The 26729-nt window shown below is 71.5% G+C and carries 17 protein-coding genes; 13 read left to right on the top strand and 4 right to left on the bottom strand.

Going from position 1 to position 26729, the window contains the following annotated elements; translation table 11 throughout:
* Positions 1-26 precede the first annotated feature (26 nt).
* Positions 27-3290 (top strand): WD40 repeat domain-containing serine/threonine protein kinase, encoded by a 3264-nt coding sequence (locus tag GobsT_RS25375; RefSeq protein ID WP_010045419.1) that lies wholly within the window; start codon positions 27-29, stop codon positions 3288-3290.
* Between the two features lie 202 nt (positions 3291-3492).
* Positions 3493-8925 carry a DUF4214 domain-containing protein gene (locus tag GobsT_RS25370; protein ID WP_109570880.1) on the top strand — a complete coding sequence of 1811 codons (5433 nt, stop codon included), beginning with the start codon at positions 3493-3495 and terminating at the stop codon, positions 8923-8925.
* Here GobsT_RS25370 and GobsT_RS25365 read toward each other — a convergent pair.
* Both GobsT_RS25365 and GobsT_RS25360 read right to left on the bottom strand, forming a co-directional pair.
* The gene (locus GobsT_RS25365) at positions 8910-9092 is read right to left on the bottom strand and encodes a hypothetical protein (protein ID WP_029600602.1); all 183 of its coding nucleotides are present in this window, start codon (positions 9090-9092) and stop codon (positions 8910-8912) included. The genes GobsT_RS25370 and GobsT_RS25365 overlap by 16 nt on opposite strands.
* A 141-nt stretch (positions 9093-9233) precedes the next feature.
* Positions 9234-9950, bottom strand: a complete 717-nt coding sequence (locus GobsT_RS25360) for a transposase (RefSeq protein ID WP_050790194.1) — start codon at positions 9948-9950, stop codon at positions 9234-9236.
* Positions 9951-10041: 91 nt separating this feature from the next.
* On the opposite strand from GobsT_RS25360, the gene GobsT_RS25355 reads away from it, so the two are divergent.
* Positions 10042-11484: an IS66-like element ISGob4 family transposase gene (locus GobsT_RS25355; protein ID WP_029600604.1), complete on the top strand. Its 1443-nt coding sequence runs from the start codon at positions 10042-10044 to the stop codon at positions 11482-11484.
* 287 nt (positions 11485-11771) lie between these two features.
* On the opposite strand, the gene GobsT_RS25350 is transcribed toward GobsT_RS25355, so the two are convergent.
* Positions 11772-11954, bottom strand: coding sequence for a hypothetical protein (locus GobsT_RS25350; protein WP_010033103.1), 183 nt, complete (start codon positions 11952-11954; stop codon positions 11772-11774).
* Between the two features lie 456 nt (positions 11955-12410).
* Positions 12411-15764, bottom strand: coding sequence for a caspase family protein (locus GobsT_RS25345; protein WP_157506488.1), 3354 nt, complete (start codon positions 15762-15764; stop codon positions 12411-12413).
* A 363-nt stretch (positions 15765-16127) separates the two neighbouring features.
* On the opposite strand from GobsT_RS25345, the gene GobsT_RS38165 reads away from it, so the two are divergent.
* From GobsT_RS38165 to GobsT_RS25300, 10 genes are all read left to right on the top strand, one after another.
* A complete protein-coding gene (locus GobsT_RS38165) occupies positions 16128-16337 on the top strand; it encodes a hypothetical protein (protein ID WP_010033106.1) in 210 nt (69 codons plus the stop codon).
* 46 nt (positions 16338-16383) lie between these two features.
* A complete protein-coding gene (locus tag GobsT_RS25335; RefSeq protein WP_010033107.1) occupies positions 16384-16881 on the top strand; it encodes a DUF2924 domain-containing protein in 498 nt (165 codons plus the stop codon).
* On the top strand, positions 16878-18485 hold the full coding sequence (locus GobsT_RS25330) for a recombinase family protein (protein ID WP_010033108.1): 1608 nt from the start codon (positions 16878-16880) through the stop codon (positions 18483-18485). Before GobsT_RS25335 ends, GobsT_RS25330 begins: the two co-directional genes overlap by 4 nt.
* Positions 18482-18901, top strand: coding sequence for a hypothetical protein (locus GobsT_RS25325; protein ID WP_010033111.1), 420 nt, complete (start codon positions 18482-18484; stop codon positions 18899-18901). The genes GobsT_RS25330 and GobsT_RS25325 overlap by 4 nt, the downstream gene beginning before the upstream one ends.
* 366 nt (positions 18902-19267) lie before the next feature.
* On the top strand, positions 19268-20434 hold the full coding sequence (locus GobsT_RS25320) for a hypothetical protein (RefSeq protein WP_010033112.1): 1167 nt from the start codon (positions 19268-19270) through the stop codon (positions 20432-20434).
* Positions 20435-20601: 167 nt separating this feature from the next.
* Positions 20602-20913, top strand: coding sequence for a hypothetical protein (locus GobsT_RS25315; RefSeq protein ID WP_010033113.1), 312 nt, complete (start codon positions 20602-20604; stop codon positions 20911-20913).
* 165 nt (positions 20914-21078) lie between these two features.
* Complete coding sequence (locus GobsT_RS25310) at positions 21079-21657, top strand: hypothetical protein (protein ID WP_010033116.1); 579 nt, start codon at positions 21079-21081, stop codon at positions 21655-21657.
* Between the two features lie 31 nt (positions 21658-21688).
* Positions 21689-21988, top strand: coding sequence for a hypothetical protein (locus GobsT_RS25305; RefSeq protein ID WP_010033119.1), 300 nt, complete (start codon positions 21689-21691; stop codon positions 21986-21988).
* Positions 21989-22069: 81 nt separating this feature from the next.
* Positions 22070-22240, top strand: coding sequence for a hypothetical protein (locus tag GobsT_RS38160; protein WP_162542130.1), 171 nt, complete (start codon positions 22070-22072; stop codon positions 22238-22240).
* Positions 22237-26601, top strand: coding sequence for a DNA polymerase (locus GobsT_RS25300; RefSeq protein ID WP_010033122.1), 4365 nt, complete (start codon positions 22237-22239; stop codon positions 26599-26601). The genes GobsT_RS38160 and GobsT_RS25300 overlap by 4 nt, the downstream gene beginning before the upstream one ends.
* The last annotated feature ends 128 nt before the right edge of the window (positions 26602-26729 follow it).

Below are 26729 nucleotides of genomic sequence, written 5' to 3'. Positions count from 1 at the left end.
GCTAACGGCCATTCCACGGTACCGACGTGCGCGAGCGCGACATTTTCCTCGAGGCCCTGAACCGGCCCGCGCCGGCCGACCGGGGCGCGTACCTGGACGCCGCGTGCGGCGGCGACCAGGCCCTCCGCGGCCGGATCGACGCACTGCTCCGGGCCAGCACCTCGGACACCTTCCTGAACGTGCCCGTGGCCGAGCAACTCGCGGGCGACTTGATGACCCCGCAGGGGTCGACCGACGAACACACGCTCTCCGTCCTCGGCCCCCCGGCGCGAGCGGACGCACTCGGGCGACTCGGCCACTATGAGGTGCTCGAGGTGGTGGGCCGCGGCGGCGCCGGGGTGGTGTTCCGCGCGTTCGACGAGAAGTTGCAGCGGGTCGTGGCCATCAAGGTGCTCAGCCCGGCGCTGGCCGGGAGCGGGTCGGCGCGGCAGCGGTTCGTCCGCGAAGCCCAAATCGCGGCGGCCGTCGTCCACGAGAACGTGATCGACATCCACGCCGTCGAGCCTGCCGGGCCGGTGCCGTACCTGGTCATGTCGTTCGTCGACGGGCCGACGCTCCAGGCCAAGGTCGTTCGCGATGGCCCGCTGCCGGTGCGAGACGTGCTCCGCATCGGACTCCAGATCGCCAGCGGCCTCGCCGCGGCGCACGAGCAGGGGCTGATCCACCGGGACGTAAAACCGGCCAACATCCTGCTAGAGCGAGCCCCCGACCGCGTTAAGATCACCGACTTCGGACTGGCCCGGGCCGCCGACGACGCCAGCCTGACACAGTCGGGGCTGATCGCCGGGACCCCCGCGTTCATGTCTCCCGAGCAGGCCGACGGCTCGCCGCTCGACCACCGCACCGACCTGTTCAGCCTTGGAAGTGTGCTGTACACGCTGTGCGCCGGGCGCCCCCCGTTCCACGCGGCGAGCGCGATGGCCGTGCTCAGGCGCGTGTGCGAAGCCCACCCCACCCCGCTCCCCGAGGTGAACCCCGGTGTCCCGCGCTGGCTGGCCGCGGTCGTCGCCAAGTTGCACGCCAAGGCGCCGGCCGATCGCTACCAATCGGCCGCCGAGGTCGCCGCGGTTCTCGCGCGTCACCTGGACCGGCTCCAAAAAGGCGAGGGCGAACCGGCGCGCGCGCCCCGCGCCCGGCGCCCGTGGTTCCGCAGTTCGGTCGTGCTGGGGTTGGTCGCTTGCGCGACCGCGACGCTGCTCGCGTTCGCCCCGGGCCGCGACCGCGGCGCGGTCCCGGAGGGAATTTCGATCGCGGAACCGCCTGCGCCGCCGGGGCCGGCCCAAGCCGCGCCGACCCTGCACCCGCCGGGGCCGGCGCGGCCGCACCCCCTGGAGGCACTCGCGGCCGCCGGTTCGGGCACCGGGTTGCCGCCCTGGGTCGTGATCGCCCTCTCGAATCCGCTCCCGTTTCGAGTCCCGGAGACCCCAGAAGCGGCGAGTTGGCCGGTCCGCAGCGCCGACGGCGAGCGGCTCGCCGTCCTGTGCGGGGAGCGTGTCCTGATCCTGGACGCCCGGTCCGGGGTGACGGTCCAGACTCTGACCGGCAACGTCCGAGAACCAGGGCCGCGGGAGCCGGTTCATCGCGGCACCCGCGCGGCGTTCAGCCCCGACGGCAAGTGGTTCGTGTCCGGGGGCGGCGACAGTGCAGTGCGACTCTGGAACGTCGCCACCGGGAAACTGGAACGGATGCTGGAGGAGCACAAGGGCCGTGTGTTCGCCGCCGCGTTCAGCCCCGACGGCAAGTGGCTCGCGACCGCGGGCGACGCGCCGCTCACCGCCGGCGAGCCGTCCCCCGCGGTCATCGTCTGGACGGTCGATGACCGCTCCCCACAACCGCCGGAGGTAAAACTGCACCGCGTCCTGAGCCGCTTGCCGCAGCGTCTGACGCACCTCGCCTTCCGGCCCGACGGCAAGCGGCTCGCGGTCACCTCCTTCTTCGACGGGTGCGACGTGTACGTCCCAGACGCGGGCGGGCGGGTCGCCACGTTGAGGGGGCTGAAGCGGTACGAGGCCGTCGCCTGGAGCGCGGACGGCTCGCGGCTCGCGGTCGCGGACGACGAGGGCACGCTCGTTCACGAGGCCGCCCCCGGGACGGAGGACTCTTTCAAAGTGCTCCACGCGCTCCCGGCGCCGGGTAAGGGGTTGCTCGCGTTTGCCCCGGACGGGCACGGGTTGCTCACCGCGGGCGGCTTCTACTTCAACAACTCCGGGCAGCGGTTCACGCGCTGGAACCTGGCCACCGGGAAGCCGGTCGCGACCCACCCGGTTCGGGTGACCGGCAGCAACCTCTTCTTCGAGGTGAGTGCGGACGGGCGGACGGTGTTCGTCGTGGCCGCTCACCCGCGCTGGGATCGGGTGAGGGTGTTCGACGCCCCGAGCGGCACGGAGGTGTACCCGCCGGGCGACGACGACACCGCGGTCGCGGCCGTCGCGCTCAGCCCGGACGCACGCGCCGTCGCAACCGCCGGCGCGGACGGCACCCTCCGGGTGTGGGACTTCGAGCGCCTCGCGGCCGGCGGGTCCGCGGGCCCGCGGTTCCTGGGGAAGCGCGCGCTGCCGGCCCGCGCACTGGCCTTCAGCCCGGACGGGAAGCTACTGGCAACGTTCGGCCCGCGCGACGGCACGGTCGCGCTGTGGGACGCGGCCACCGGGCGCCACCTGCGCGAGTTGCCCGGCAATTCCGGGGACGGCGCCGGCCTCGCGTTCGACCCGTCGGGAGCGGTGCTGGCGGTCGGCGGCTCGGAGGCCGGAGCGGTCAACCTGTACGACCCGCGCACCGGCGCCCGCGCCGGGGAACTGCGGTTCGGCCTGGGGCGAATTCAGGAACTGGCGTTCAGCGGCGCCGGCCGCGCGCTGGCCGCGCGGGACGGCCAGGTGGTGCAGGTGATCGACCCGAAGACCGGTGCCGCGGGCGGGGCGATCAGCACCTCGTGGCAGCGGTGCCTCGCGGTGTCCCCCGGCGGCAACCAGGTCGCCGTTGCGAACGTCGCAACCAACTTCGACGTGGTCCGGCGGTGGGACGCCGCAACCGGGGACTCGCGGGAGGCGCTGCGCGGGCACAAGGGCAGCATCCTGGCGCTCGCCTTCCACACGCTCGGGGACCGGCTCGTCACCGCGAGCGCGGACGGCACCGTGCGCACCTGGGACGCGGACGCAGCCGGGCGGTGCCGCAACACGACCGAACTGCACGCGCTCGGGGCGCCGACCTGCGCGGCCGTCGCCGGCCACAGCCGATACGCGGCCGTCGGGCTGCGCGACGGCCGGGTCGCGATCATCCGACTGCCCGAATAACCCGTTCGGTCAGAAGCCGTCGGTTGCGGGCGCGGCGCTCCCACGCGCCTGGAACACGTTCACCTCTCACCGCATTTCTCTTTTCGGTGGCGAAGCGCGCAGCCGGTTTTCGCATTGGTAGTGTCCGGGCAGGCCGTCCGCATCCCGACCGGCCCCCTCAAGCCGATACTGCCGCCCACCGGGCACCACGCGAGAACCCGCAATGAACCCGATCCGTCAATTGCTCCCCGACCTGACCGCACCCGAGCGCGAGCCCCGCGCTCCGCGCCCGGGACTCGCGCTCGAAGCGCTCGAAGCCCGCGAGGTGCCCGCCGCCCTGGTGGCCCCCGGCATCGAGGCGACGGTGGTGGGCAACTTCTACACCGAGATCCTGGGCCGCGACGCGACCCCGGGCGAGGTGAACCCGTGGGTGGTCAAGCTCCAGTCCGGCCTCAGCCCGGACGCCGTCGCCCGGGGCTTTCTGGTGTCCGCGGAGCATCGCGCCCGGCAGGTGAACGACCTGTACCAGGCGGCCCTCGGGCGCCCCGCCGACGCCGCCTCGCAGGGGCTGGTGGCGCTGCTCCAGAGCGGGGGCTCGGAGCGGCAGGCGCTGACCGCGCTGCTCGGCTCGGCCGAGTTCGGGGTCCGCAACGCCGACAACGCCGACTTCGTGAAGGCCCTGTATCAGGCGGTCCTGGGCCGGGCGCCCGGGGCCGACGAGACCGCGCACTACACCGGCCTGCTCGCCACCGGGCGCCCCCGCGCGGAACTGATCGGCGCGTTCGTGAGCAGTCCCGAGCGGTCCCGGGTCGAGGTGAACGGCCTGTTCCAGCGGTACCTCGGCCGCCCGGCCGACGCCGGGTCGCTCCAGAACATGGCGAGCGCCTTGAGCGCCGGCGCGCAGACCCTCACCGACCTCGCGGCCCTGATCGCATCGTCCGCGGAGAACCAGTTTCAGGCGCTGGCCCGGGCCGCGGCCCCGGTGCCGGTATCGGACCCGGCGCCGAACCCGGTCGGGGCGGGTCCGATACCGGCACCGGCGCCCGCCGTGGACACCGACGGGGACGGCCTCACCGACGACCAGGAGCGGACCGGGTGGGCGGTCACCGTCACCCTGGCGGACGGCACCACCGCGACCCGCCCGGTGACCAGCGACCCGACCAAGAAGGACACCGACGGTGACGGCATTGAGGACGCCCAGGAGCGGCTCCTGGGCAGCGACCCGACCGCGGCCGACACCGACGGCGACATGATCGCCGACCCGGCCGAGGCGATCGCCCGGACCGTGAGCTTCACCGCGGCCAACGGCATCACCGCCACCCGCCAGGTGACAAGTAACCCTCTGAAGGCCGACACCGACGGCGACGGGCTGGACGACTCCCGCGAGAAGGCGCTCGGCACCGACCCGAGTGCGACCGACACCGACGTGGACGGCGCCGCGGACGCTCGCGAGCTGGAGGTCGGCAGCGACCCGCTCAAGGCCGACACCGACGGCGACGACCTGACCGACGGCGAGGAGCTGGCCGGCTGGACGGTGACCGTCACGAAGCTCAACGGGGCGCAGGTCAGCCGCCCCGTGACCAGCAGCCCGCTGCGCCCCGACACCGACGGCGACGGCCTCGACGACCGCCGCGAGAAGGGGCTGGGCACCGACCCGCGGCAGGCCGATAGCGACGCCGACACCCTGACCGACATCCGGGAGGTGATCGAGCTGCGGAGCAACCCGCTGTCCCAGGACACCGACGGGGACAACGTGGGCGACGCGGCCGAGGTGGCCGCGGGCACGCCGGTCAACGACGTCGGCCCGGACACCGCCCCGCCGCGGGTGGTCGGCGCCACCTCGCTGGGCAACACGAAGGTGCTGGTGTCGTTCAGCGAGGCGATGGCCGATTCGGCCCTGAACCCGGCGTTCTACCGGATCGCCCAGACAACGACCGGGCCGGAAGCCGGCGGCGCGCGGGTGCTCGGTGACCGGCCCGGGGAGGCCGCCCTGGCGCCGCGGTTCTTCAACGGCGACCGCCGCGTCGTCGAGCTGAACACCAGCTCCCAGAACGAGCTGAGCTACACGGTTACCGCGTTCGGGCTGACCGACCTGGCCGGTAACCCGTTCGGGCCGCCGACCGTCACCTCCGGCGGCCGGGTGGACCCGTCCCAGGCCACGTTCCGCGGCACGCCCCCGGGCGGCGCGCTCCTGGTAGACACCGACGGGGACGGCTTGACCGACAACGACGAGCTGCGCGGCTGGCTGGTCACCGTCACCCCGGCCAGCGGGGTGACGCAGAGCCGCTGGGTGACCAGTGACCCGTTCCTCGCGGACACCGACGGGGACGGGTTCACCGACAACGTCGAAGCCCAACTCCGGCTGGACCCGCGGGACCAGGACTCGGACGACGACCTGCTCACCGACTGGCAGGAGTACACCGAGATCTTCAGCGACCACCTGAAGGGCGACAGCGACGGCGACGGGGTGGATGACGGCACCGAGTTCCTGGGCGTCAAGAGCTCGCCGGTGTTCGCCGACACCGACGGCGACCAGATCCCCGACGGGGTCGAGATTCCGCTCGGCGGGCCGCGCAACATCCTCGTCGCCGACCTGCCCCGGCCGGACATCTCAATCGGCGGGGTGAGCCTGTCGCTCGACGTGCGGTTCACCGAGACCAACAACCGCGAGACCCGCGACCTGGGGGTCGAAACGGTCCGCAGCAACTTGACCAACGCCACCACCAACACCGCAACCGTGCAACACACGGCCAACGTCGAGGCCGGCCTCAATTTCACGATCGGCGGCGAGGGCGTCGAGACCGAGATCGGCCTCACCGCCGGCTACACCTACAACAACACAAAGGAGTCGGCCGAGGAGAACCGCAAGGAGTACGAGAAGTCGCTGCAGACCGAGCGGGAGGTGACGAACGGGTTCGTTGCCGAGCGCACCGTCGTCGGGGCCAGTATGCAGGCGGCCGTCAGCCTCCGCAACCTCAGCGACCTGGCTTTCAGCATCAAGAACTTGCAGGTCACGGCGCTCATCCTCGACCCGCAGGACCACACGCGGCTGACCCCGGTCGCCACCCTGGTGCCGGAGTTCGAGCCGTCCTCCGGCTTCGCCCTGGGGCCGCTGGTGCCCAACCGCGGCCCGATCATCTTCAAGAACACGACCGTCATCCCGAGCCTGGTCGAGAGCCTGATGGCGAACTCCACCGGCCTCATCTTCCGGCTGTCGAACTACGACGTGGTGACCGAGGGGCGGGGCGGCGAGCCGGGCCGCAACTTCGCCTTCGTCTCGCAGGACGTGGTCGAGCGGACGGCCGCCGTGCTGATCGACTTCGGCGGGGCCAACCAGCTGCTCGCCCAGATCAACGGCGAGCCGTTCGACGCGGCCCGCGTCCCGCAGGTGGAGTCGTACCGCGTCGCCACCGCCACCGGGCGGGCGGTCGCCGACACCAACGGCGACGGCAAGGTCGATTTCACCCCGCGGGAGCTGTTCGACGCCCGGGGCAACGCGCTGGGCATCGACGCCACCGGCGACGGGCGGGTGACCGCCGCCGACGCCACGTTCGTGCCCGACCGCCGCGTCACGTTCGACACCAAGGGCAACCTGGTGGGCATCACCTTCCACCAGGCGATGTCGTCCATCGGCCTGACCCGGTACGACGAGGCCGCCACCCCGACCGCCAACCTGACGCCGGAGCAGGTGCGGAACAGCTACTCGACCCAGGTGGTGAACGGGCTGGAGCGGATCGTCCGCGTCCGCGGGATCGCCAACGACGCCGCCACTGGCCGCTACTGGCAGTTAATCGGCCCGAAGGGCATCGTGCGGGACGCCGACCTGGAGCGCACGGTCCTGACCAGCCGGAACGGGGTGAGCCTGAACTACGTGCAGGACGTCGACGACGACGGGCTGCCGGCGGACGTGGAGTACCTCCTGCGCACCTCGGATCTGAAGAAGGACACCGACGGCGACGGCCTGGACGACCGCTTCGAGGCGCTGATCGGCTGGCAGGTGACCACGCCCCAGCGCACCTACCAGGTGTACTCGTCGCCCAACCGGGCCGACTCGAACTTCGACGCGCCCGTGCCCGGCGTGGACTCCGACGGCGACGGCGTCGTGGACCGGCTGGAGTACACCGGGTCCGACGCCGACGCCGCCCCGGGCGGTTGGAACGACGCCAACAACAACGGCCTGCGGGACGAAGGGGAGGTGTTCAAACTGAACGCCGCCGACTACGCCCTCGACCCGATCCTGAAGGACACCGACGGCGACGGCATCGACGACGCGACGGAGATCATCGGGTTCACCGTCACCCGCCTGATCGACGGTACGACGCTCAGAAACGTCCAGACCAACCCCACCACCCCGTTCACCGACGCCGACCCGTTCTCCGACGGGTTCGAGCGACGGGTCGGGCTGGACCCCAGAGACAGCAACGACACCGACAACGACGGCGACGGCCTGCCGGACCCGGTCGAGCGCGCCGGGTGGCGGGTGACCACGGACGGGGTCAGCACGACGCCCCTCCAGAACGGGGCATCGACGACGGTGACCCGCACGTCCCGGACCGACGCGGTGGACAGCGACGGCGACGGGCTGACCGACTACGAGGAGTTCTTCCTCAAGACCGACCCGCTGTCGAACGACACGGACGGGGACGGCATCCCCGACCGGGTCGAGTATCAGGGCTACACGCTGGGCCACGAGGTCGGCGGCCGGAACCTCGGGATCATCAAGACCAACCCGCTCGACGCCGACACCGACAACGACTTGCGCTCCGACGGGGCCGAGGCCGAGCTGACGGACGTCGAGGCGAACCGCTGGGTGGTGCGGCCCGTCGGTCGCACGCCGTACCGGGTGTACAGCAGCCCGATCGAGGCCGATGCCGACTTCGACGGGGTAGTGGACGGCCAGGAGTTCAACTTCAACGGCGGCGCGTTCCGCTCCGACCCGAACGACGGGAACACCGACGACGACGCCCGTGACGACGGCGTCGAGTTCAGCCTGGGGTCGAACCCGCTGGTCGAGGACTTCCTGGTCACGGTCGTCTACAACGAGCTGACCCTGACCGAGGACGGGGACACGACCGGGAACGGCGAGGTCGGCTTCGACCTGGGCGTCCGGCGACCGGACAGGTTGAAGCCGAGCGGGCTGAGCGACGACTTCACGTCGGCCATCCGAGCGGGCGTTCGGATCACGGCCCCGCTGCGCTCCGACCTCACCAACGAGTTCAGTTTCACCGAGAGACTGCTCCCCGACCCGGGTCCGGGCGGATTTTTCAACGGCGGCGCCTTCGGGATCGGGTTCGCGGCGGGACCGAACGCGTTCCGGTTCGCCAGCTACATCCCCCAGAGCCTTCGGTCGGTTACATTCAGCATGACCAAGGACGACATTTTCGCGATCGAAGGCGCGCTGGCGGAGTCGGACTTCGGCGAGAACAACGGGAACCAGTCCACCGACATCGATGTTTACCTGGGTGGGATGGACGGTGTTCGGGCCACCTACAGCGGAACCCTAATCCGGCCGGTGTTCCGGGGAACCGACCTGCTCGCGTCGCCGAACCTGTTCCAGGACTTGGTTTTCACGTTCAATGCGTCGGACAACGTCGGCCCGACGCTGACTGGTGCGCTAGTCGGGAACGTGAAGGCGTCGTTCTACATCACCCGCTGACCGCGGCGGGTGGACGGCGTTTCGCTCACCCCGGACGCGGACAGCGACCTGCTCCCGTTCGGGGCGAGAAGTGCAAGGTGGTGCAGGACGCAAGCGGCAAGCGTGTACTCGCGGAACGTGGTCGGCGAGTTAGTCTGCCAGAGCGTTAACTCGGCGAAGTTCAACATCGCCGGCGACCCCAAAGAGGAGACGCTCGCAACCCCAATCCGGTGCTCCTGGGTGAACGCATCTCGAAGTGACTAACCAAGGGACAGTTACATCCGGGGGGCACTTCTTCCCGAACTGCAGGTCTACAACCTAGTGCAGCGTCAGGTTTTAATTTTAGGGTAGAGCGAGTTCAGTTTGGTTCTCGCGTCGTCGGTGCGAAATTGCCACTCGACGCCGCGCGGCTTGTCGTTGACGTACTCGTGCCACGCGACCGTCTCCGCGCGCAACGCCTCGATCGTCGCGAACCGGCGGCCGTGCACGCATTGCCGGGTCCTCGCGCTCAGCTCGTTCTCGGCGATGTTGAGCCCGCTGCCGTGCTTGGGCGTGTGGCGGAACTCGAGCCGACGCACCAGGGCCCGGGCCGTGACCGGATCGAATGCCTCGTAGAACGCCCCGATGGTGTGCGTGTTCCGGTTGTCGCACACCCGGATCACCTTCTCGGCGGCCGCGTACCGGCCCCGCAACAGCGCCCCCATCTCCACCGCCCAGTCGACCTTGGCCCGGTGCTCCCGGCCCCGCCCCTGGCGCCACCCGGCCAGGGGCTCACCGAACATGAAGATGCTCGCCGTCCCGGCCCGCTCGTACTCGTAATCGACCCGCCGCGGGTGATTCGTCGTGGCCGGGATCGGGACCCGCGTCTCCTTCAGCAACGGGATTGGCTGCTCGTCCCTGTTCAGCACCGGGTACCGGCAATCGTAGGGCGTGGTGTACGTGTCCAGGACCACCTCCATGTGGGCCACGAACTCCCCATCGGCCTTCGGTGGGATCACCCCGTACTCGATCTTGCGACTCGTCAGTCCACTTTTGTAAGCGTTCATGGGGGTGCGCCACCCGCTTTTGCCCGTCATTTTAGCCCGTTTGGATACGCGGTTGCCACAAGCGGGCATGTTCCGTAATCGAGCAGACGTCATGACGCCTGTTCCTCAACCGCCGGAACTGCCCGATAACTTACCACCGGCGGTGGTGGCGTATATTCGCGCCTTGGAGGCCACGATCACTGCTCTGGTGGCCGAGGTCGCCGAACTCAAGGCCCGACTCAACCAGAGCTCCACCAACTCGTCGAAGCCGCCCTCGTCCGATCCTCCGCAGGTGAAACTGGCCCCGCCCAAGGCCCCTTCGGGGAAGCGTCGGGGCGGGCAACCGGGGCATCCCAAAGCCGAGCGCACGCTCCTGCCACCCGATGAGATCCGGACCCTCAAGCCGTCCGTGTGCCGGGACTGCTCGCGGTCGCTGGCCGGGGACGATCCGGCTCCGGCCATTCATCAGGTCCACGAGTTGCCCGTTATCAAACCCCACGTGACCGAGTATCGGTGCCACCGGCTCCGGTGCCCCCACTGCGGCACGACCACGGTGCCCGCGGTGCCGTCGGAGGCGCGCACCGGATACGGCCCCCGGGCGCAGGCGGTGGCCGCGCTTCTCACCGGCTCGTGCCGTCTGGGCAAGCGGGGCACGAGCCAACTGTTCGACGATCTGTTCGGCCTGCCCCTGAGCCCGGCCATGGTGTGCAAGCTCCAGCACCGAACCGCCGAGGCGCTGAAGCCGGTGGCCGAACAGGCCCTGGTGTACACCCGCGGGCACCCGGCCAACGTGGACGAGACCGGTTGGAAGCAGGGGCGTCAGCGGGCCTGGCTGTGGGCCGCCGTGACCACGTTCGTGGTGGCGTTCCTGATCCGCCGGACCCGGGGCCGGGCCGCCTTTGATGACCTGCGTGCCGGGTCCACGGCCGTGCATACGACGGACCGGTATCCGGTGTACACGCACCTCGACAAGTACAAGCGTCAACTCTGCTGGGCGCACCTGCGACGCGATTTCCAGGCGATGATCGACCGGGGCGGTTCCGGACAGGCGATCGGCGCGGCTCTGTTGGCGTGTTCGGACGCCCTGTTCGAGAACTGGTATCGGGTGCGGGACGGAACCCTCGCGCGGTCCACATGTCGCTCGACCTACATCCCCGCGTTGCGTCGTCAGGTCGGCACGCACCTGCGGAACGGGGCGGCGTGCGGCTGCGCCAAGACCGCCACGACCTGCGCGGAACTGTTGTCGGTCGAGGCGTCGTTGTGGACGTTCGCGCGTGTCGTCGGCGTGGAACCGACCAACAACGCGGCCGAGCGTGAGGTGCGTCACGCCGTGTGCTGGCGCAAAACCAGCTTCGGGACCGACAGCGAACGCGGGAGCCGGTTCGTGGAACGAATCCTCACGGTGATCGCCTCGTGCCGCCGCCAGAAGCGCAACGTCTTGGCGTTCCTCATCGACGCCGTCACCGCACACCGGACCGGCGCGAAGGCACCGACGCTCGTTCCAGCTGAAGCTCAACAACAGAACGTTGTGAATCCGCTACTCGCCAACTGTTGATACACTGCCGCATCACCCGTGAACGCTTACCCACTTTTTTTAGGGTCCGGCGGATCGTCTCGTGGCTGATCGCGGGCACGATCTCCAGGGCCACGACGTTCTCGGCCAGGAGCCGCAAGGTCCAGTTGGCGAACCCCTTGGGGGGGCGGCCCCAACCGCATCGCGATGACCTGGGCTTCTTGCTGGCCGTCGAGCACCTTGGGCCGGGGCGCGTGGCCCCGGGGCCGACCGTTGAGGGCCACTTCGAACCCCGACGTGACGAGCCGCTCGCGCACGTTCTCCACGGTCTACGTCCGGCACCTCACGGCCTCGGCGATCTTCGCGTCGGTCCACCCCGGGCCGTCCGCGTCGGCCTTCAGCAGGATCTGCGCGCGGCGCACCTTCTGCGACGACCCCTTGAGCTTCTGGACCACGTCCGCCAGCGTCGCGCGCTCATCCGCCGTGAGCCGGACGATATACTTCTTCTGCATGACAGAGCCCCGGAGGATGCCACCAGTGCCCCACAAACCGGGCTCAGTAACATCCTAATTCCTTGGCTTGACGATGTACTAGGTTCTTGGTTCGAATCCAAGTCGGGGAGCTGAGTCAGCGGGTACGGAATAACGCACCCCACGAGTTAACGCGCACAGCCGGGAGCATGGCCTCCCGGCTGCTGCCATTTCTACCATGTTTTCCGGGCACTTTGTCGCCTCACGCACACCCAGCAAAAGTCTCTGGTTCGACAGAGACAACTCGGGGCGCGAGCCGAACCCCACCGTTCCAACTCGGACCCCGAACTCCTCTCCCGAAAAGTCTCGCGCTCTCGCCGAGAGACCACCCCGCGAGTTAACACCGGGTTCGCCTCGTACTCCGAGCGAGATCCGAACTCTCCTCCCACGCCGGCGACCGGGCCGGATCCGGCCTCGTGCGTGGGTTGAACGAGCGGTTCACGGCTTGGAAAGCGGGAAGGATCGAATCGACGGCGGCTTGGCAGTGACCGGATTCTGCGAACCATCGCTCAACACCCGTACGCGCTGAGCCGCGTACGTGGCCAATTCGTTCAGGTACACGAACCCGTCGCCGTTCGTGTCGGCTTTGCCCGAAAGCCCATCGATGAGCCCGGCGGTAAAAAAGCCCTGCCCCACAACCGCGCTCTCGAGCGAGTACTCCCAACCCTGGGACGAGCTCATGACCACGATCCCGTAATCCTCGGAGACGAGGTCGCGGACCAGGTCGTCCGTGGCGGACGGGTGCGTGGGCCGGTCTGCCGCGGCACCCGAGTGACACGCGTCGAGGATTGCGATCACGCGCCCCGGCGTGCCACCCAGCTTCCGCTTCACCGCGTCCCCCGGGAGACAGGTGCCGGCGATGTTTTTGGGGTCCACGTCCGCCGTGATCAAAAACAGGTTGCCCTTCTCGTCGCGCCCGCCGTGTCCGGAGAAGAACACCACACCGACGTCCCGGTGGGTCATCTTCCCGGACAGCCAGCCGAGCCCCTGCTCGATCGCACCGCGGGTCGCCTCCTTGTTCCGGATCAGTTTCACCTCCACCGCGCGGAACGCCCCCTTGCCGTGCGCCTTGAACGCACGAGCCAGGGCGTCTGCGTCCGCGGCCGCGTAGTTGAGCTTCATCGGACCGGGGTAGTCGCTGATCCCCACCGCCAGCAGGTACAGCGTCGGGCGCTCGTCACCGGTCGGCCCGCCGACCTGCACCCCGACCGGTGGCGAAACGGCCCGGCTCACGGCACTCTCGGCCACGACCGCCAGGTTGTACAACCCGGGCGGCAGCTCCACCGACCAGTCGGCCCGCACCTCGCCGAGCCGCGGCGCGGCGACCGTGTGAACGCCGGACGCGCCCCCATACGGGCGCCCGTTGACCAGCAGACGGAGCGCGGTAACCGGGTGCGTCCCGACGCTCTGGGCCGACGCCTTCACGGCGAACTTCGGTCCGGCGACCGGGCTCACGCCGAGCCCGGACGGGCTGGTGAGTGCCACCGCTGGGGGGAGCAACCGGGCGACCTGCAGCCCGTCGGCCCCGGCGACACCGGCCCGCTCCAGCGCCGCCGCCGCGCCCCCGTCGCGGAGCACCCGACCGATCACGTCGGGGCGGTACAGCGACTTGCGGAACTGGGCGGCCGAGTACGCGGTACCGAGCCCGGTGGCACCACCGGTGTTCACCTGCCAGCCCATCAGCCGCTCCCCGTTCGGGGACGCGGCGTACAACCCTTCCTGGGTCCATGCCACCCAGTCCGAACCCGCGCAGAACAGCGACAGCACCGGGGTCCGCTGGTCCACCCGCCACACCCGAATGATCATGTCACCGGATGTCGTGGCGAAGTACCGTGCGTCCGGGGAGAGCGCGATGGCGGTGGTAGCGTCCGTGGAGCCCGCGTAACTGCGGACGATCTGGTTGGTGTCCGGGTCGAACAGCTGGAGGCCGAACTGAGAGCCGACCACGATCCGCCCGTCCGGGAGCCACGTGAAACAGAATACCGAGTTGCTGGTGCTCAGTTCGGTGTCCCGGTACAGCAGCTCGGTTCGGGAGCCGTTCTTGATCGCCATCTCCCGGTTCGGAGTCAGTTCCAGGGTCCGGCCCCCGCGGGTCAGTACCGCCCCCGAGTACGAGCCGTTCGGCGGTCCCGCGAACCGCAACTCGCTCAACTCGAACGCGCGTTCGAGCGCCGTCGCGCCCCGCGCGTTCGAGTTACCCCAGGCGACCGAGCGCCCGTCCGGGCTCCAGCCGACCGTCCACCCGGCGCGCCCCCGGCCGGCGAGTGTTTGGACCGGGGACCCGTCGCTCACCCGCCACACGTGCACCTCGTGGTCGTTTCCCCCGGCCGTAACCGCGAGCGCCCCGTCGGCCGACAGGCACGCGGCCGAGACCAAATTCGTGTGCCCCTCGAACCGGGAGCGTTCCTCGCCGGTCGCGGCGTCAATGATCGTGCAGGCGAAGCGGTCGCGGTTGAGCGCTCCCGGTGCGACCCCACACTGGAGGAGGGAGTGACTGTCCGGGGTGAACGCCAGGTTCAGGATGTCGTTGCGCAGCCCGGTCAGCGTCTTACGCAGCGTCCCGTCCGGGTTCCACAGCGAGATGGTGCCGTCGTGGTTGCCGACGGCGACCGTGCGACCGTCCGGGCTCCAGGCCACGCTGCGGGCCTGGTGATCGCCGTCCCGCAGCTCGACGAACGGCTTCTGGGTTCGGTCCCCGGACCACAGCAGCGCGGTGCGGTTGGCGGCGACACTCACGCTCCGGAGGCCGTTGGGCGAAAAAGACAGCCCCGTGATCGGAGCCGAGTGCCCGCGCAACAGCCCCACCGGCTTCCAGAGCCGCGCGTCCCAGACGGAGATGTCGTGGTCGCCCGAGCCCGCACCCAAGAACCGCCCGTCCGGAGAATAAGCCAGCGCGGTCACCGTGTTCCGGTGCCCCTTGGGGGTGGCCACCACCCGCCCGGTCTCCATGTCGGTGACGAGCGCGGGGCGCCCGGCCTGACCGAGATCGAGCGGGAACGGCGCAGCGGCACAGAGCCGACCGTCCGGTGACAGCGCCAGGGCCTGCACCATCCCCTCGTTCCCGGGACCGGTCGGGTACCGGAAGGTGCGCAACGTCTCGCCGGTCGTTACGTCCCAAACGCGCACGGTACGGTCCCGGGAGGCGGTCACCACGCGGCGCCCGTCGGGGGTCATTGCCACGCCTTGGACCTGAGCCGTGTGACCGTTCGCGTCGAGGACGAGGTAGGGGTGAAGCGGGTCCAACGGGTTCGGTGGGGTCTTGGGCCGGCTCGCCGGTCCACGGACCGGAGCGGCCGTCGGCTCGACCGACGGTAGCTCGGGAGCGGGCGGCAAGCTCGGGGCCACCGGTGGCTTAACCGGCGGTGGCTCGGGAGCGGGCGGGTTCGGGGCCGTCGGTGGCTCGACCGTCGGTGACTCGGGAACGGGTGGCGGGTTCGGGGCCGCGAGCGGGTCCGCGCCGCCGGCTACGGCCGGCGGCCTCGGTCTGAGCGGCGCGATCGCCACCAGCACCGCGGCGCACGCGCACACCAGCGCCAGCACGCCGGCGCCGGCCAGTATCGCGTAGGTTGCACGCCTCCCCGGCAGGCGCCGGGCGCGCGGGCGGTCATCGCTCTCGTCTGCCATGCCCGGCGCCTCGGTCCGGACCCGTTTGCCCGGCGCTTTCCGGGCGACCGCTTCTTCCGAGCCTCCGGGGGCGGTTACGAGCGCACCGCACTCCGGGCACCTGACGCGCCGGCGCTCGACCGGAACGGTGACCCGCATCCCGCAAGACGAGCACTCGACGCGTGGCATGATGGCTTCCTCGGGGCCGCTCAGCCAGTACCGGCCGGGCGAGAAAACATGAGAAATTAGACATCGTTCGGCATGTGGAAACAATTAAATTTGGAACGCCCCGGTAACCAGTCGGCTCGTCTGCGTGCTCACGACGGAGTCGGTTTTCCGCCTCGAGCACGCAGACGAGTCGGCGCCGAACGCCCCGCTACCGGCGCCGGGCGGCACTCACACAACCAGTGCTCGGATCCACGCCTAGCGCCCTTCTCTGAACACTTCGAACCGGTTCGGTGTAATTAACAGGTAGAGACTTCTCTCGCTCATTTCCGCCAGCACGCCGGTCGCACCGCGAAGGCCGCTGGGGTCCACCCCCGAGGTGCCCCGATGCCTTCCACCCGCAACCCCGTTACCCTCACCCCCGACGAGCGCGCCCGCGAGCTGGCGCGCCTCCTCGCCACCGGGCTCGTGCGCATCGGCTCGGCCCTGCTCGTACACGAATCACCGCCCTCCACCGGCACCGCCGGAACCTCAGATTTTGGCACGAATGAGCTTGCGGACGCGCGCGAAAAGAGCGTCACTGGGACCGGCGGTTAACGCCGCCGAGAGCCGAGATCGCCAGCTTTTCCGTGGAGGTCACGAGGTGCCGATCGACGTCGCGAAGGAACTGGCCGGGCTGCGCCGGCTGACCCCGAAAGAGCTGCGGGCGCGGTACGCGGAGGTGTTCGGCGAGCCCACCGCGTCGGGCAACCGCACGTGGCTCGTCCGAAGGATCGCGTGGCGGCTCCAGGCCCTGGCCGAGGGCGGGCTCAGCGCCCGCGCGCAAGCCCGGGCCGCCGAGCTGGCCCGAGACGCGGACCTGCGCTTGATCCCGCCCAAGGGCCACGCCGACGAACCCGCGCCCGGGCCGGTCCGCACCGGCACCGTGCCGACGCACGCGAGTGACCCGCGACTGCCCCCGCCCGGCACCGTGATCACCCGCACGTACAAGGGCGCCGACGTTCAGGTCCTGGTGCTGGCCAGCGGGTTCGAGTACGACGGCCGGACGTTCGCCTCCCTCAGCGCGGTCGCCGCGGCGGTCACCGGGACCCACCTCAACGGGTTCCACTTCTTCAAGCTCAACAAGCCGGAGGGCACATGAAACGGAACGGCACAGCGACCGCCCCGAAGCCCGCGCCGCGGGCCGCGGTCAAGTTGGTGCGGTGCGCGATCTACACCCGCAAGTCCACCGAGGAGGGGCTCGAGCAGGAGTTCAACTCGCTCGACGCCCAGCGCGAGGCCGGCGAGGCGTTCGTCCGGTCGCAGGCGGGTGAGGGCTGGGTGCTGATGCCCGAGCGGTACGACGACGGCGGGTACACGGGCGGCAACACGGACCGCCCCGGGCTCCAGAAGCTCATGGCCCACATCGACGAGGGCCGGGTTGACTGTGTGGTCGTTTATAAGGTGGATCGGCTCAGCCGCTCGCTCCTCGACTTCGCCCAGCTGATGCGCACGTTCGAGCAGCAGCAGGTGGCGTTCGTGTCGGTCACCCAGCAGTTCAACACGGCCACCTCGATGGGCCGGCTGGTGCTCAACGTGCTCCTGTCGTTCGCGCAGTTCGAGCGGGAGATCATTTCCGAGCGGACCCGGGACAAGATCGCCGCCACCCGCCGCAAGGGCAAGTGGGCCGGCGGGCACCCGGTCCTGGGATACGACATCGACCCGGCCGGGTACAAGCTGGTCGTCAACCCCGCCGAGGCCGAGCGGGTGCGCGCCATCTTCGCCCTGTACCTCGAGCACAGGTCCCTGCTCCCGGTGGCCGACGAGCTCGCAACCCGGGGCTGGACCACCAAGCAATGGACCACCCGCAAGGGGCCGGAGCGGGGCGGCAAGCGGTTCGACCGCACCAACCTGTACAACCTGCTCACCAACCCGCTGTACATCGGCAAGGTGCGGTACAAGGACGAGGTGCATGATGGGGAGCACCCCGCGGTCGTCGACCCGGGCGTGTTCCATCAGGTGCAGGAGGCGCTGCGGCGCAACGGCCGCACCGGCGGGGCACACGTCCGGAACCAGTTCGGGGCCGTGCTCAAGGGGCTGTTGCGGTGCGCCCCGTGTGGTGCCGCCATGACGCCCACCCACAGCACCAAGGGGGCCAAGCGGTATCGGTACTACGCGTGCGTCGCCGGGCAGAAGCGCGGGGCCCGTACGTGCCCGTCCCGGAGCGTGCCCGCCGAGCCCGTCGAGACCTTCGTGGTGGACAAGATCCGGGCGGTGGGCCGGGACCCGGAGCTGCTCCGCCAGGTGCTGGACCGGGCGCGGGACGCGGGCGCCGCACGGGCCGCCGAGCTGGAGGCCGAGCGGGCCGGGCTGGACAAGGACCTGCGGGGCTGGCACGCCGAGGTGCGGAACCTGTCGGTGCCGCTGCGCCCGGGCGAGGACAACGGCCCACTGGTGGCCCGGCTGGCCGACCTGCACGAGCGCATCGGCACCGTGGAGGGGCGGGTCACCAAGGTGCGCGACCAGATCAAGGCGGTGGCCGCGCAACTGGTGCCCGAGGAGCAGGCGGCCCGGGCCCTGGCGGCGTTCGACCCGGTGTGGGACGCCCTCACCCCGCTCGAGCGCGCCCGCGTCATCGCGCTGCTGGTCCAGACGGTCGAGTACGACGGGCGCGACGGCCGGGTCACCGTGTCGTTCCATCCCACCGGCATCAAAGCGCTGGCCGACGAACTGGCCGACCGAGTCGAGCACAAGGAGCGCGCATGAGCACCGCCACCACGGCCCCGCTGACGGTGGCGGGCACGATCCACTTCGCCCGCAAGGGCCGCACCAAGGAGCTGCGCGAGGGCCCCGCGCCGGCCCCGCCCGAGCCCGGGCGGGTGCCCCGGGTCGCCCGTCTCATGGCCCTGGCCCTGCGGTTCGACGAACTGATCCGCACCGGCTCCGTCACCGACCAGGCCGAGCTGGCGCGGCTGGGGCACGTGACCCGGGCCCGCGTTAGTCAGATCATGGCCCTCATCCACCTGGCCCCCGATCTCATCGAAACGGTCTTGTTCTTGCCCCCGGTGGTGCGCGGACGGGATCCGCTGGTGCTCCGCGACCTGCGGCCAATCGCCGCCACCTCCGACTGGGCGCGGCAGCGCGCGATGTGGCGTGCACGGCTCGACCGGGTGAGCGGGTGAGCAACACGTGCCGTGCGGATGTAGGACCGGTTTCGCGCGCGCGGGCGAAGACGGACGGCGAGTTTCCAAGGGGTTTTCGACATTGGCATGAGTAGCGCCTTGCGGAGTTTTCACCGAAACGCACGGGTGCGTACTGCGAACTCGTGATCGGATCAGCCCCTCAGCTCACGAGTTGCGCCAAACAGCTCGCACTGCTTTCCAACGCTCTGCAAAGCCGGTCCTGCACCCGTGCCGTGCCATTTGGGGCGAATCAGATTGAACGATATCGGGCCGCGCGGTCTACTTAACATGGTGTACATCCGTGAATAGGATACGCACGGATCTCGTCCCGCGCATTATGCCCGTCACCACGACACCGCACCTCCGATGGTCACCCGCAACACCGCCACAGCCCCGAACGAGTCGGACCACCCCGGACCGTGGCCCCCGGGCGCCCCGGAGCCGACCGCCCTGACCCGGTTCTGGGACGCGGCCGACGCGCTCCCGGAGCTCGCCACCGCCCTGACCGATTGGGGGCGCCGGCTCGGACCCGAGTTCGACCTCGTCCGCCCGTTCCTGCGGCTCGCGCCGTCGGGCGCGAGCCGCGCGGATCCGGACGAGCGGGAGCACGAGGTCGACGCGCCGGCGCTGGCGGGGGCGGTGGCCGACGCCCTCGGGCTGCGCCGCGAGCCGGCCCGCGACCCGGCCCCGCGGGCCGCCCACGTCGGACCGCTCACCGGCGCGGCCGGAGCCCGGTACACGTGCTTCCTGGTGCTCACCGGGACGGTGGCCGCGGCGCGCGCGCTCGCCCCCCACCTGGGCACCGGGGGCGACGGCCCGCCGCTCCTGCTGTGCACGAGCCGGGTGGTGGCCGCCGATCCGGCCCTCCGACGGGACGGGCGCGGGGCGGTCCCGCTCGCGGCCGCCGTTGCGGCGGCCGGCCCGGGCCGCTTGCGCCCCGTCTCGCCGCTCGAGGCGGCGCTCGCCTGGGCCGCCCAGGTGGCGCGCCCGCGGGCGGGCGACTGGCAACCGCGGAACGCGCTCTGGCACGGCGGCGGGGCGTGGTCGGTGACGTTCGCCGGGAAGACGGCGCTGCTCGGCGACCGGATCGGGCTGTGGTACGTCGCGCGGCTGATCCAGGCCAAGCGGCGGCACATCCGCGCGGCGGAGCTGCGGGACGTGGTGCGCGGCCGCGCGAGCCCGGCGCCGTACCGCGGCGACACGGCGGCGGACGACGAGCGCGTGTCGCGCGAGCTGGCCGACGAAATCGCCCGGGCGCGAGGCGACCACGACTGGGCGCGGGTCGAGCGCCTGCAGGACCAGTTCCACGCGATCGTCGGGCGCGCCCACGCGCACCGGGGCCCCGGCCGGCGGGGGCGGCGGCTGGGCGACGAATCGACCAGCCTCCGCACGTCCGTCAAGAACGCCATCGACCACGTCATCGGGGCGCTCGAGCGGCCGCTCCCCGAGCTCGCCCGCCACCTGCACGCGTCCATCGAGACCGGTGCGGAGCTCCGGTACGCGCCGGTCCCGGACGTGGAGTGGGAGGTGTGACACCCGCCCGTTGGCGCGGGGGCCGCGCGCCAACGGCCCCGCGCGATTTGTTACGCCCGGCGTAACGATGTTACGGGCGTTGTAACAGGTTACTGTTGGCGGCCCGCATCGGGCCGCACCGCCACGAGGGCGGACGAGCCCGTGCCGCACGGCACCGGAGGGACACGATGTCCACCACCACGTCTTCACTCAGCCCCCCCCGCCAGCAACTGGTCGCCCTGCTCCAGCGGCTCAACTTCGGCCGCGTCGAGGGCCTCCTCGTGCGTGCCGGCGAGCCCGTCCTCGATCCCATGCCGGTGGTGACCCGCGAGCACAAGTTCGGCGGCGACAACGGCCCGCGCCCCGAGGCCGGGCGCGGCGGCGCCTTGAAGGCGCAGCAGCTCGACCTGATGGCCCTGCTCGACGCCCTCGGGGACGGCACCATCGCGGTGCTGAGCGTCAAGCACGGGCTCCCGTTCCACGCCGAGCTGCCCGCGTAACCGGGCACCGTCGCCCCAACCCCCTGCACCCGACCATCAGCCGGCCGCACCGCGGAGGCGATCGTGGGCACCACCCGGTGTTCGCATCGCCCCGCGCCGCGCGGGCCGGCGCCACGGGATCCGTGCCCGCGCCCTCCGCTCGTCCCGGCCGGGAGGAGCGCCTCCTTGGACCCGAACCCGAACGCGCCCGGCAACCCGATCGACGGGGCCGTGGCCCGCGTGATCCGGCTCAAGGCCCGGGCCCTCGTGGGGCACGCCGGGCTGACCCGACAGGACGGCCCCGACCTCGAACAGGAACTCGTCGCGCGGCTGCTCGAACCGCTCCGCCGGTTCGTCCCCGACCCGGACAAGGGGGACCGGCTGAGCTACGTCCAGACCCTCGTGGAGCGGGCGGCGGCGAACATCCTGCGGGACCTCGGCGCGGCCAAGCGGAACCCGGGAACGCTCGAGCCGCTGCCCGACGAGGTGCCGGCCCGCGACGCGGAACGTGACCGCGACGCGGTTGACGCGGCGGACGCGGTCGCTGCGGTGCTGGCCGCGCTGCCGCCCGACCTGCGGGCCGTCGCCCAGGCGCTCTCGGCGCACACCACCATCACCGCCGCGGCCGAGGCGCTCGGGGTGGCGCGGGGCACCGTGTACGCCCGGGTGCGCGAGCTCAACGCCCGCACCGAGGTGCGGGCCCTCGCCGACATTCTGTCCCCGTGTTTGAACACTTCGGCGCCGGACCGTGAAGAAGGTAGTTAGGGCCGCCCGCCCGCGCCCGGAGGAGCCGAGGATGAGTTCGACGTACCGCTACCGGTTCACCGACCGGGTGCCCGCCGAGGAGGTGGAGGTGACCCTGCTGCTGGCCCTCATCGGGGCCGAGGCGCTGCACGGCGCGGCCCAGGCCCGGCTCGACGCGGCCCACGCGTTCGACGGGAACGCCCGCACCGTCACCATCGACGCCGGCAGCGCCGTGGGGATCGACTTGAACAAGTTGTTCGCCGGGTACCTCGCTCGTGAGTTCGGCGACGACGCGTTCCGGATCGAACGGCTGAACCAGCAGCCACAACCGCGCGAACCCGTGACCGCTTAACCAACCGTTCAACCCGACGCGCCCGAAACGACCCGCCGCACGACGGGACCGTGGAAGGTGCGCGCCGAGAAGGAGGTTCTCGTGCCCGACGACTACCTGAGCGAAGATGACCTGTGGGCCCTGGAGATCGATCCCAACGAGCTCCCGCGACTGGCCCCACACGCCACCGAGTGTCGGGCCCTCGACGGCGCCCGGTGCTGGGCCGCGAGCGACCTGGTGCACCTGCTCGGCCCGAGCGGAGGCGACCGATGAGCACCGTCGCCGAAGCCGTCGCGCGGTACCGGGCCCGTGGCTGGTGCACGGTCCCGGTGCACCGCCCCGACCTCGACCGGGGCGCCTGCTCGTGCGGGCGCCCCGACTGTCCCAAGCCGGGCAAGCACCCGGACGCCCGGTTCTGGCCCGGCGGCACCGCCGCCCCCGAACATTTCGCCGGCCGCAACGTCGGGGTCAAGCTGGGCCCCAACTCCGCCGGCCTGGCCGACGTCGACCTGGACTGCGGCGAGGCCGCGGTCGCCGGCCCCCATCTGCTCCCCGCCACGAACAGCGCGTTCGGGCGCGGCGGCGAGACCACCCACCGGCTGTACGCCGTCACCGACCGCACCGCCGCGTTCGCCAAGTTACTCGACCCGGTGCGGTCCGGGGACCGGGCCACCATCGTCGAGCTGCGGTGGCCCGAGTGGGACGAGGCCGAGGGGCGGTTCAAGCACCTCCAGACCGTGTTCCCGCCGTCGCTCCACGCCAGCGGCGAGGGGCTCGAGTGGGCCCGCGCGGGCGAGCCTGCGGCGGTCGCCGGCGCCGAACTTGCCGCCGCGGTGCGGCACGTCGGGGCGGCGGTGCTGCTGGCCCGGTACGCCCGGCCCCAGGAGCGGCACGCGCTGGTGCTGCTGGTCGCCAACCTGCTGGCCCGCGCCGGCTGGGAGGACGACGCCCGGGCGGTGGCGTTCGTCACCGCCGTGTTCGCCGCGAAGAACGACCCCGACAAGGTGGCCAAGATCGCCGCCGGCGAAGGGGCCGGGGCGGTGGCCGACGCCCGCAAGCGGCTCCGGGCCGGCAAGCCGATGACGGGGTTGCCGGCGCTCAAGGAGATGCTCGACCCGTCCCTCGACAACGCCACCGCCGCCGCCGTGGTGGCCCGGGTCCAGGAGTGGCTCGGCGTCCCCGACCCGCCCGCGGCTCGCGCGACCGTGGGGGCCGGACCAACGGGCGGAAAACCCGGAGCCGCCCCGCGGCCGCCGGCGCCCGAGATCCCGCCCTACATCCCGTTCCCCACGCACCTGCTCCCGCCCGTGGTCCGCGCCTACGTCGAGGCCACCGCCGCCGCTATGAACTGCGACCGGGCCTACAGCGCGCTGCCCGCGCTCGCCGCCCTCGGGGCCGCCATCGGCAGCTCCCACGTCGCGTCCCCCAAGAAGCGGTGGAAGGAGCCGCCGTACATCTGGGCCCTGCCCGTCGGCAAGTCCGGCGCCATCAAGAGCCCGCCGTACCGCGACGTCGAGGACCTGGCCGAGGACATCAACGACCGGCTCGAGGCCGAGTACCGAACGGCGCTGGCCGCGTACGAGGTCGAACTCGAACAGTGGGAGGACGCCAAGCAAGACGGCGCGGACCCCGGGGCCCGCCCCGTCAAACCGGTCAAGCGCGCGTTCATCAAGGGCGACGTCACCATCGAGGCCCTGGTCGGCGCGCTCCAGGAGAACCCGCGCGGGCTGGTCATCGGCCAGGACGAGCTGAGCGCCTGGATCGGGAGCTTCGTCAAGTACGCCGGCAAGACCGGGGCCAGCGACCTGCCCCGGTGGCTCCAGCTGCACCACGCCGGCACCATCAACTACACCCGCAAGACCGGGGACCCGGACAAGCGCGAGGTCCGGGTCCGCGGGGTCGGGGTGTCCGTCACCGGCACCATCCAGCCCAAGGTGCTCTCGCGGGTCCTCACCGAGGAGTTCCGGGCCTCGGGGTTCCTGGCCCGGTTGCTTCTGGCGCTGCCCCCGTGGCGCAAGCGCCAGTGGACCGAGGCCGAGATCGACGAGCCCACCCGCGGCGCGTTCGCCGCGCTCCTGGGCGACCTGCACCGGCTCCCCGCCGGCACCTGGCCCAACGGCAAGCCGGCCCCGCACCTGGTCCCCCTGGGCGCCGACGCCAAGGCCCGGTTCGTGGCGTTCTACAACGCCAACGGCGAGGCCCTGGAGACCGCCGACGAGGACATGAGCGCGGTCATGAGCAAGCTCGAGGGGTACGCCCTGCGGTTCGCCCTCATCTTCCACTGCTGCCGGCTGCAGGCGCGGGCCCACGAGCACCCGATCGCGGCGGACGACATGGGCGCCGCGGTCGAGCTGACCACCTGGTTCCGCGACGAGGCCGAGCGCGCGTACCTGGCCCTGGCCGAGCCGCCCGAGGTGCAGGGCGCCCGGCACCTGCTGGAGGCGGTGCGCAAGCTTGCCGCCCGGTGCGGCGGTGCGGTGCGGGCCCGGGATCTCCACCGGTCCAACCAGAAGCGGTACACCGCGGCCGCCGCCGAGGCCGCGCTCGACGGGCTAGTGCGGCTCGGGTTCGGGCGCTGGGAGCCGGTCGCGGGCGGGTCCAACGGCGGCCCCCCGACGCGGGCCTTCGTGCCCGGTGTGACAGATGACAGAACCTCCGAGGCCGATGCGCCGGCCGGCGCGGAGGGGGCCGGCGCCGGCGGGTCGCGGTGTGACACAACCGCCGGGTGTGACAGGAGCCCCGCGGCCCCGGCGGGCGGGTCTGGCGGCGCAACCGCCACGCCACCAAGTAGTTCCGTCGTCGGGCCGGAACCGGGCGCGGGCGCGGTCAAGGTCGTGTCATCTGTCACACCCGGCCGCGAGCGTTCGGACCCGGCGCCCGAATCGGGGTCCGACGCCGGCGACGGGTCGTGTCACACCGAGGGGGTTGTGTCACACCGGGGTCGGATGTGGGTGCGCGAGGCGGGTGCCCTCGCCGAGGTCGTACGTGCGGTCACCGGGGCCGCGGCCCTGGTCGGTCTGGACCTCGAAACCACGGGCCTGTCCCACGCCCGCGACCGGGTCCGGCTGCTCTCGCTCGCGACCCCGAGCGGCACGTTCCTCGTCGACCTGTTCGCGCTCCCCGACCCCGCCGCGGCCCTGGCACCACTGCTCGAGGCGCTGACGGCGGTCGAGGTGGTGGGCCAGAACCTGGGGTTCGACCTGCCGTTCCTGATGCGCCTCGGGTTCGTGCCCGGGCGGGTGCGGGACACCATGCTCGCGAGTCAGGTGCTGCACGCCGGGAACCGCACCACCGGCCACTCACTGAAGGACCTGGCCCACCGGCACCTGGGACTCGAGCTCGACAAGGGGCTGCAGACCGCCGACTGGTCGGGGCCGCTCACCGACGCGCACCTGGGGTACGCCGCCCGCGACGCCGAGTTACCCCTCGCGCTGTGGGAGCGGCTCGCGCCCGAGCTGGCGGCCGCGCACCTGACCGGCACCGCCGAGGCCGAGATGGCGGCGCTGCCGGCGGTCGCGTGGGCCGCGCGGCACGGGGTCGGGTTCGACCGGCCCGCGTGGGATGCCGTGGCCGCCGACACCGAGGCGTGTGCCGCCCGGGCCCGGGAGCACCTGGACGAACTGCTGCCCAACGCGGGCAACCTGTTCGGGGTGACCAACTGGAACTCGGTCGACGAGGTGACGGCCGCGTTCGCCGCCGCCGGGGTGGCCCTGACCTCGACCGGCGACGACGCGCTGGCCGCGGTGGCCCACCCGGCCGCGGCTCTGCTGCGCGAGCACCGGGCCGCGTCCAAGTTGTCGGGCACGTACGGGCGCGGGTGGCTCCGGCACGTGGCCGATGACGGCCGCGTGTACGCCGCGTGGAAGCAGGTCGGGGCCGGGGCCTCCGGGCGCATGAGCTGCAAGGACCCGAACCTGCAGCAGCTGCCCCGGGACCCGCGGTTCCGCCGGTGCTTCGTAACGCCGCCCGGCCGCGTCCTCGTGAAGGCCGACTACTCCCAGATCGAGCTCCGCATCGCGGCCAAGATCACCGGCGACAAGCGGATGCTCGACGCGTACCAGAAGGGCGAGGACCTGCACACCACCACGGCCCGCGCGGTGCTCGGGAAAACAGACGTCACCAAGGCCGACCGTCAGTTGAGCAAAAGTTTGAATTTCGGGCTTCTTTACGGCATGGGGGCGAAGGCCCTGGCCGCGTACGCCGCGTCGAACTTCGGGGTGGCGCTGACCGAGGGCGAGGCGGCGGATCACCGGGACGCGTTTTTCCGCACCTACCCGGGCCTCCGTGCGTGGCACCGGAAGGTGCCCGACGGCATCATCCAAACGCGCACCCTGGCGGGGCGCCGGCGGGTCGGGGTGGGCGCGTTCACCGAGAAGTTGAACACTCCCGTGCAAGGGACCGGGGCCGACGGGCTGAAGCGGGCGCTGGCCCTGCTGTGGGCGCGCCGCAACTCCTGCCCGGACGCGTTCCCCGTGCTGTTGGTGCACGACGAGATCGTGGTCGAGTGCTCCGAGGAGCGTCGGGACGAAGCCATCGCCTGGGTGCGGGACGCGATGCGGGACGGGATGGCCCCGCTCATCGACCCGGTGCCGGTCGAGGTCGAGGTGAGCGCCGGCCGCACCTGGGGCGGGTGAGAGCTTCCATTCGCGCGACGTTGCCGCGTGGCGCGCTCGGAGCGGCGGGTCGGCCAGACGGGCCGGAACGCGAAACGGCCCCGCGACGGGCCGTTGTTGCGAAGCCCCGGCACGTTCAGATGCGGAAC

Source organism: Gemmata obscuriglobus, assembly GCF_008065095.1.
In the GTDB taxonomy this organism is placed as follows: domain Bacteria; phylum Planctomycetota; class Planctomycetia; order Gemmatales; family Gemmataceae; genus Gemmata; species Gemmata obscuriglobus.
Note: the sequence above shows the minus strand (reverse complement) of the source record. Positions and strands in the feature narration are given on the sequence as shown.

Bases quoted from the DNA above. Each gene is read 5' to 3' on its own strand.
- GobsT_RS25300 (WP_010033122.1), top strand. From the start codon at position 22,237: ATGAGCACCGTCGCCGAAGCCGTCGCGCGGTACCGGGCCCGTGGCTGG.
- GobsT_RS38165 (WP_010033106.1), top strand. From the start codon at position 16,128: ATGCCTTCCACCCGCAACCCCGTTACCCTCACCCCCGACGAGCGCGCC.
- GobsT_RS25355 (WP_029600604.1), top strand. From the start codon at position 10,042: ATGACGCCTGTTCCTCAACCGCCGGAACTGCCCGATAACTTACCACCG.
- GobsT_RS25365 (WP_029600602.1), bottom strand. From the start codon at position 9,092: ATGTTGAACTTCGCCGAGTTAACGCTCTGGCAGACTAACTCGCCGACC.
- GobsT_RS25315 (WP_010033113.1), top strand. From the start codon at position 20,602: ATGTCCACCACCACGTCTTCACTCAGCCCCCCCCGCCAGCAACTGGTC.
- GobsT_RS25325 (WP_010033111.1), top strand. From the start codon at position 18,482: ATGAGCACCGCCACCACGGCCCCGCTGACGGTGGCGGGCACGATCCAC.
- GobsT_RS25330 (WP_010033108.1), top strand. From the start codon at position 16,878: ATGAAACGGAACGGCACAGCGACCGCCCCGAAGCCCGCGCCGCGGGCC.
- GobsT_RS25370 (WP_109570880.1), top strand. From the start codon at position 3,493: ATGAACCCGATCCGTCAATTGCTCCCCGACCTGACCGCACCCGAGCGC.
- GobsT_RS25360 (WP_050790194.1), bottom strand. From the start codon at position 9,950: ATGAACGCTTACAAAAGTGGACTGACGAGTCGCAAGATCGAGTACGGG.
- GobsT_RS25320 (WP_010033112.1), top strand. From the start codon at position 19,268: ATGGTCACCCGCAACACCGCCACAGCCCCGAACGAGTCGGACCACCCC.
- GobsT_RS25345 (WP_157506488.1), bottom strand. From the start codon at position 15,764: ATGCCACGCGTCGAGTGCTCGTCTTGCGGGATGCGGGTCACCGTTCCG.
- GobsT_RS25305 (WP_010033119.1), top strand. From the start codon at position 21,689: ATGAGTTCGACGTACCGCTACCGGTTCACCGACCGGGTGCCCGCCGAG.
- GobsT_RS25350 (WP_010033103.1), bottom strand. From the start codon at position 11,954: ATGCAGAAGAAGTATATCGTCCGGCTCACGGCGGATGAGCGCGCGACG.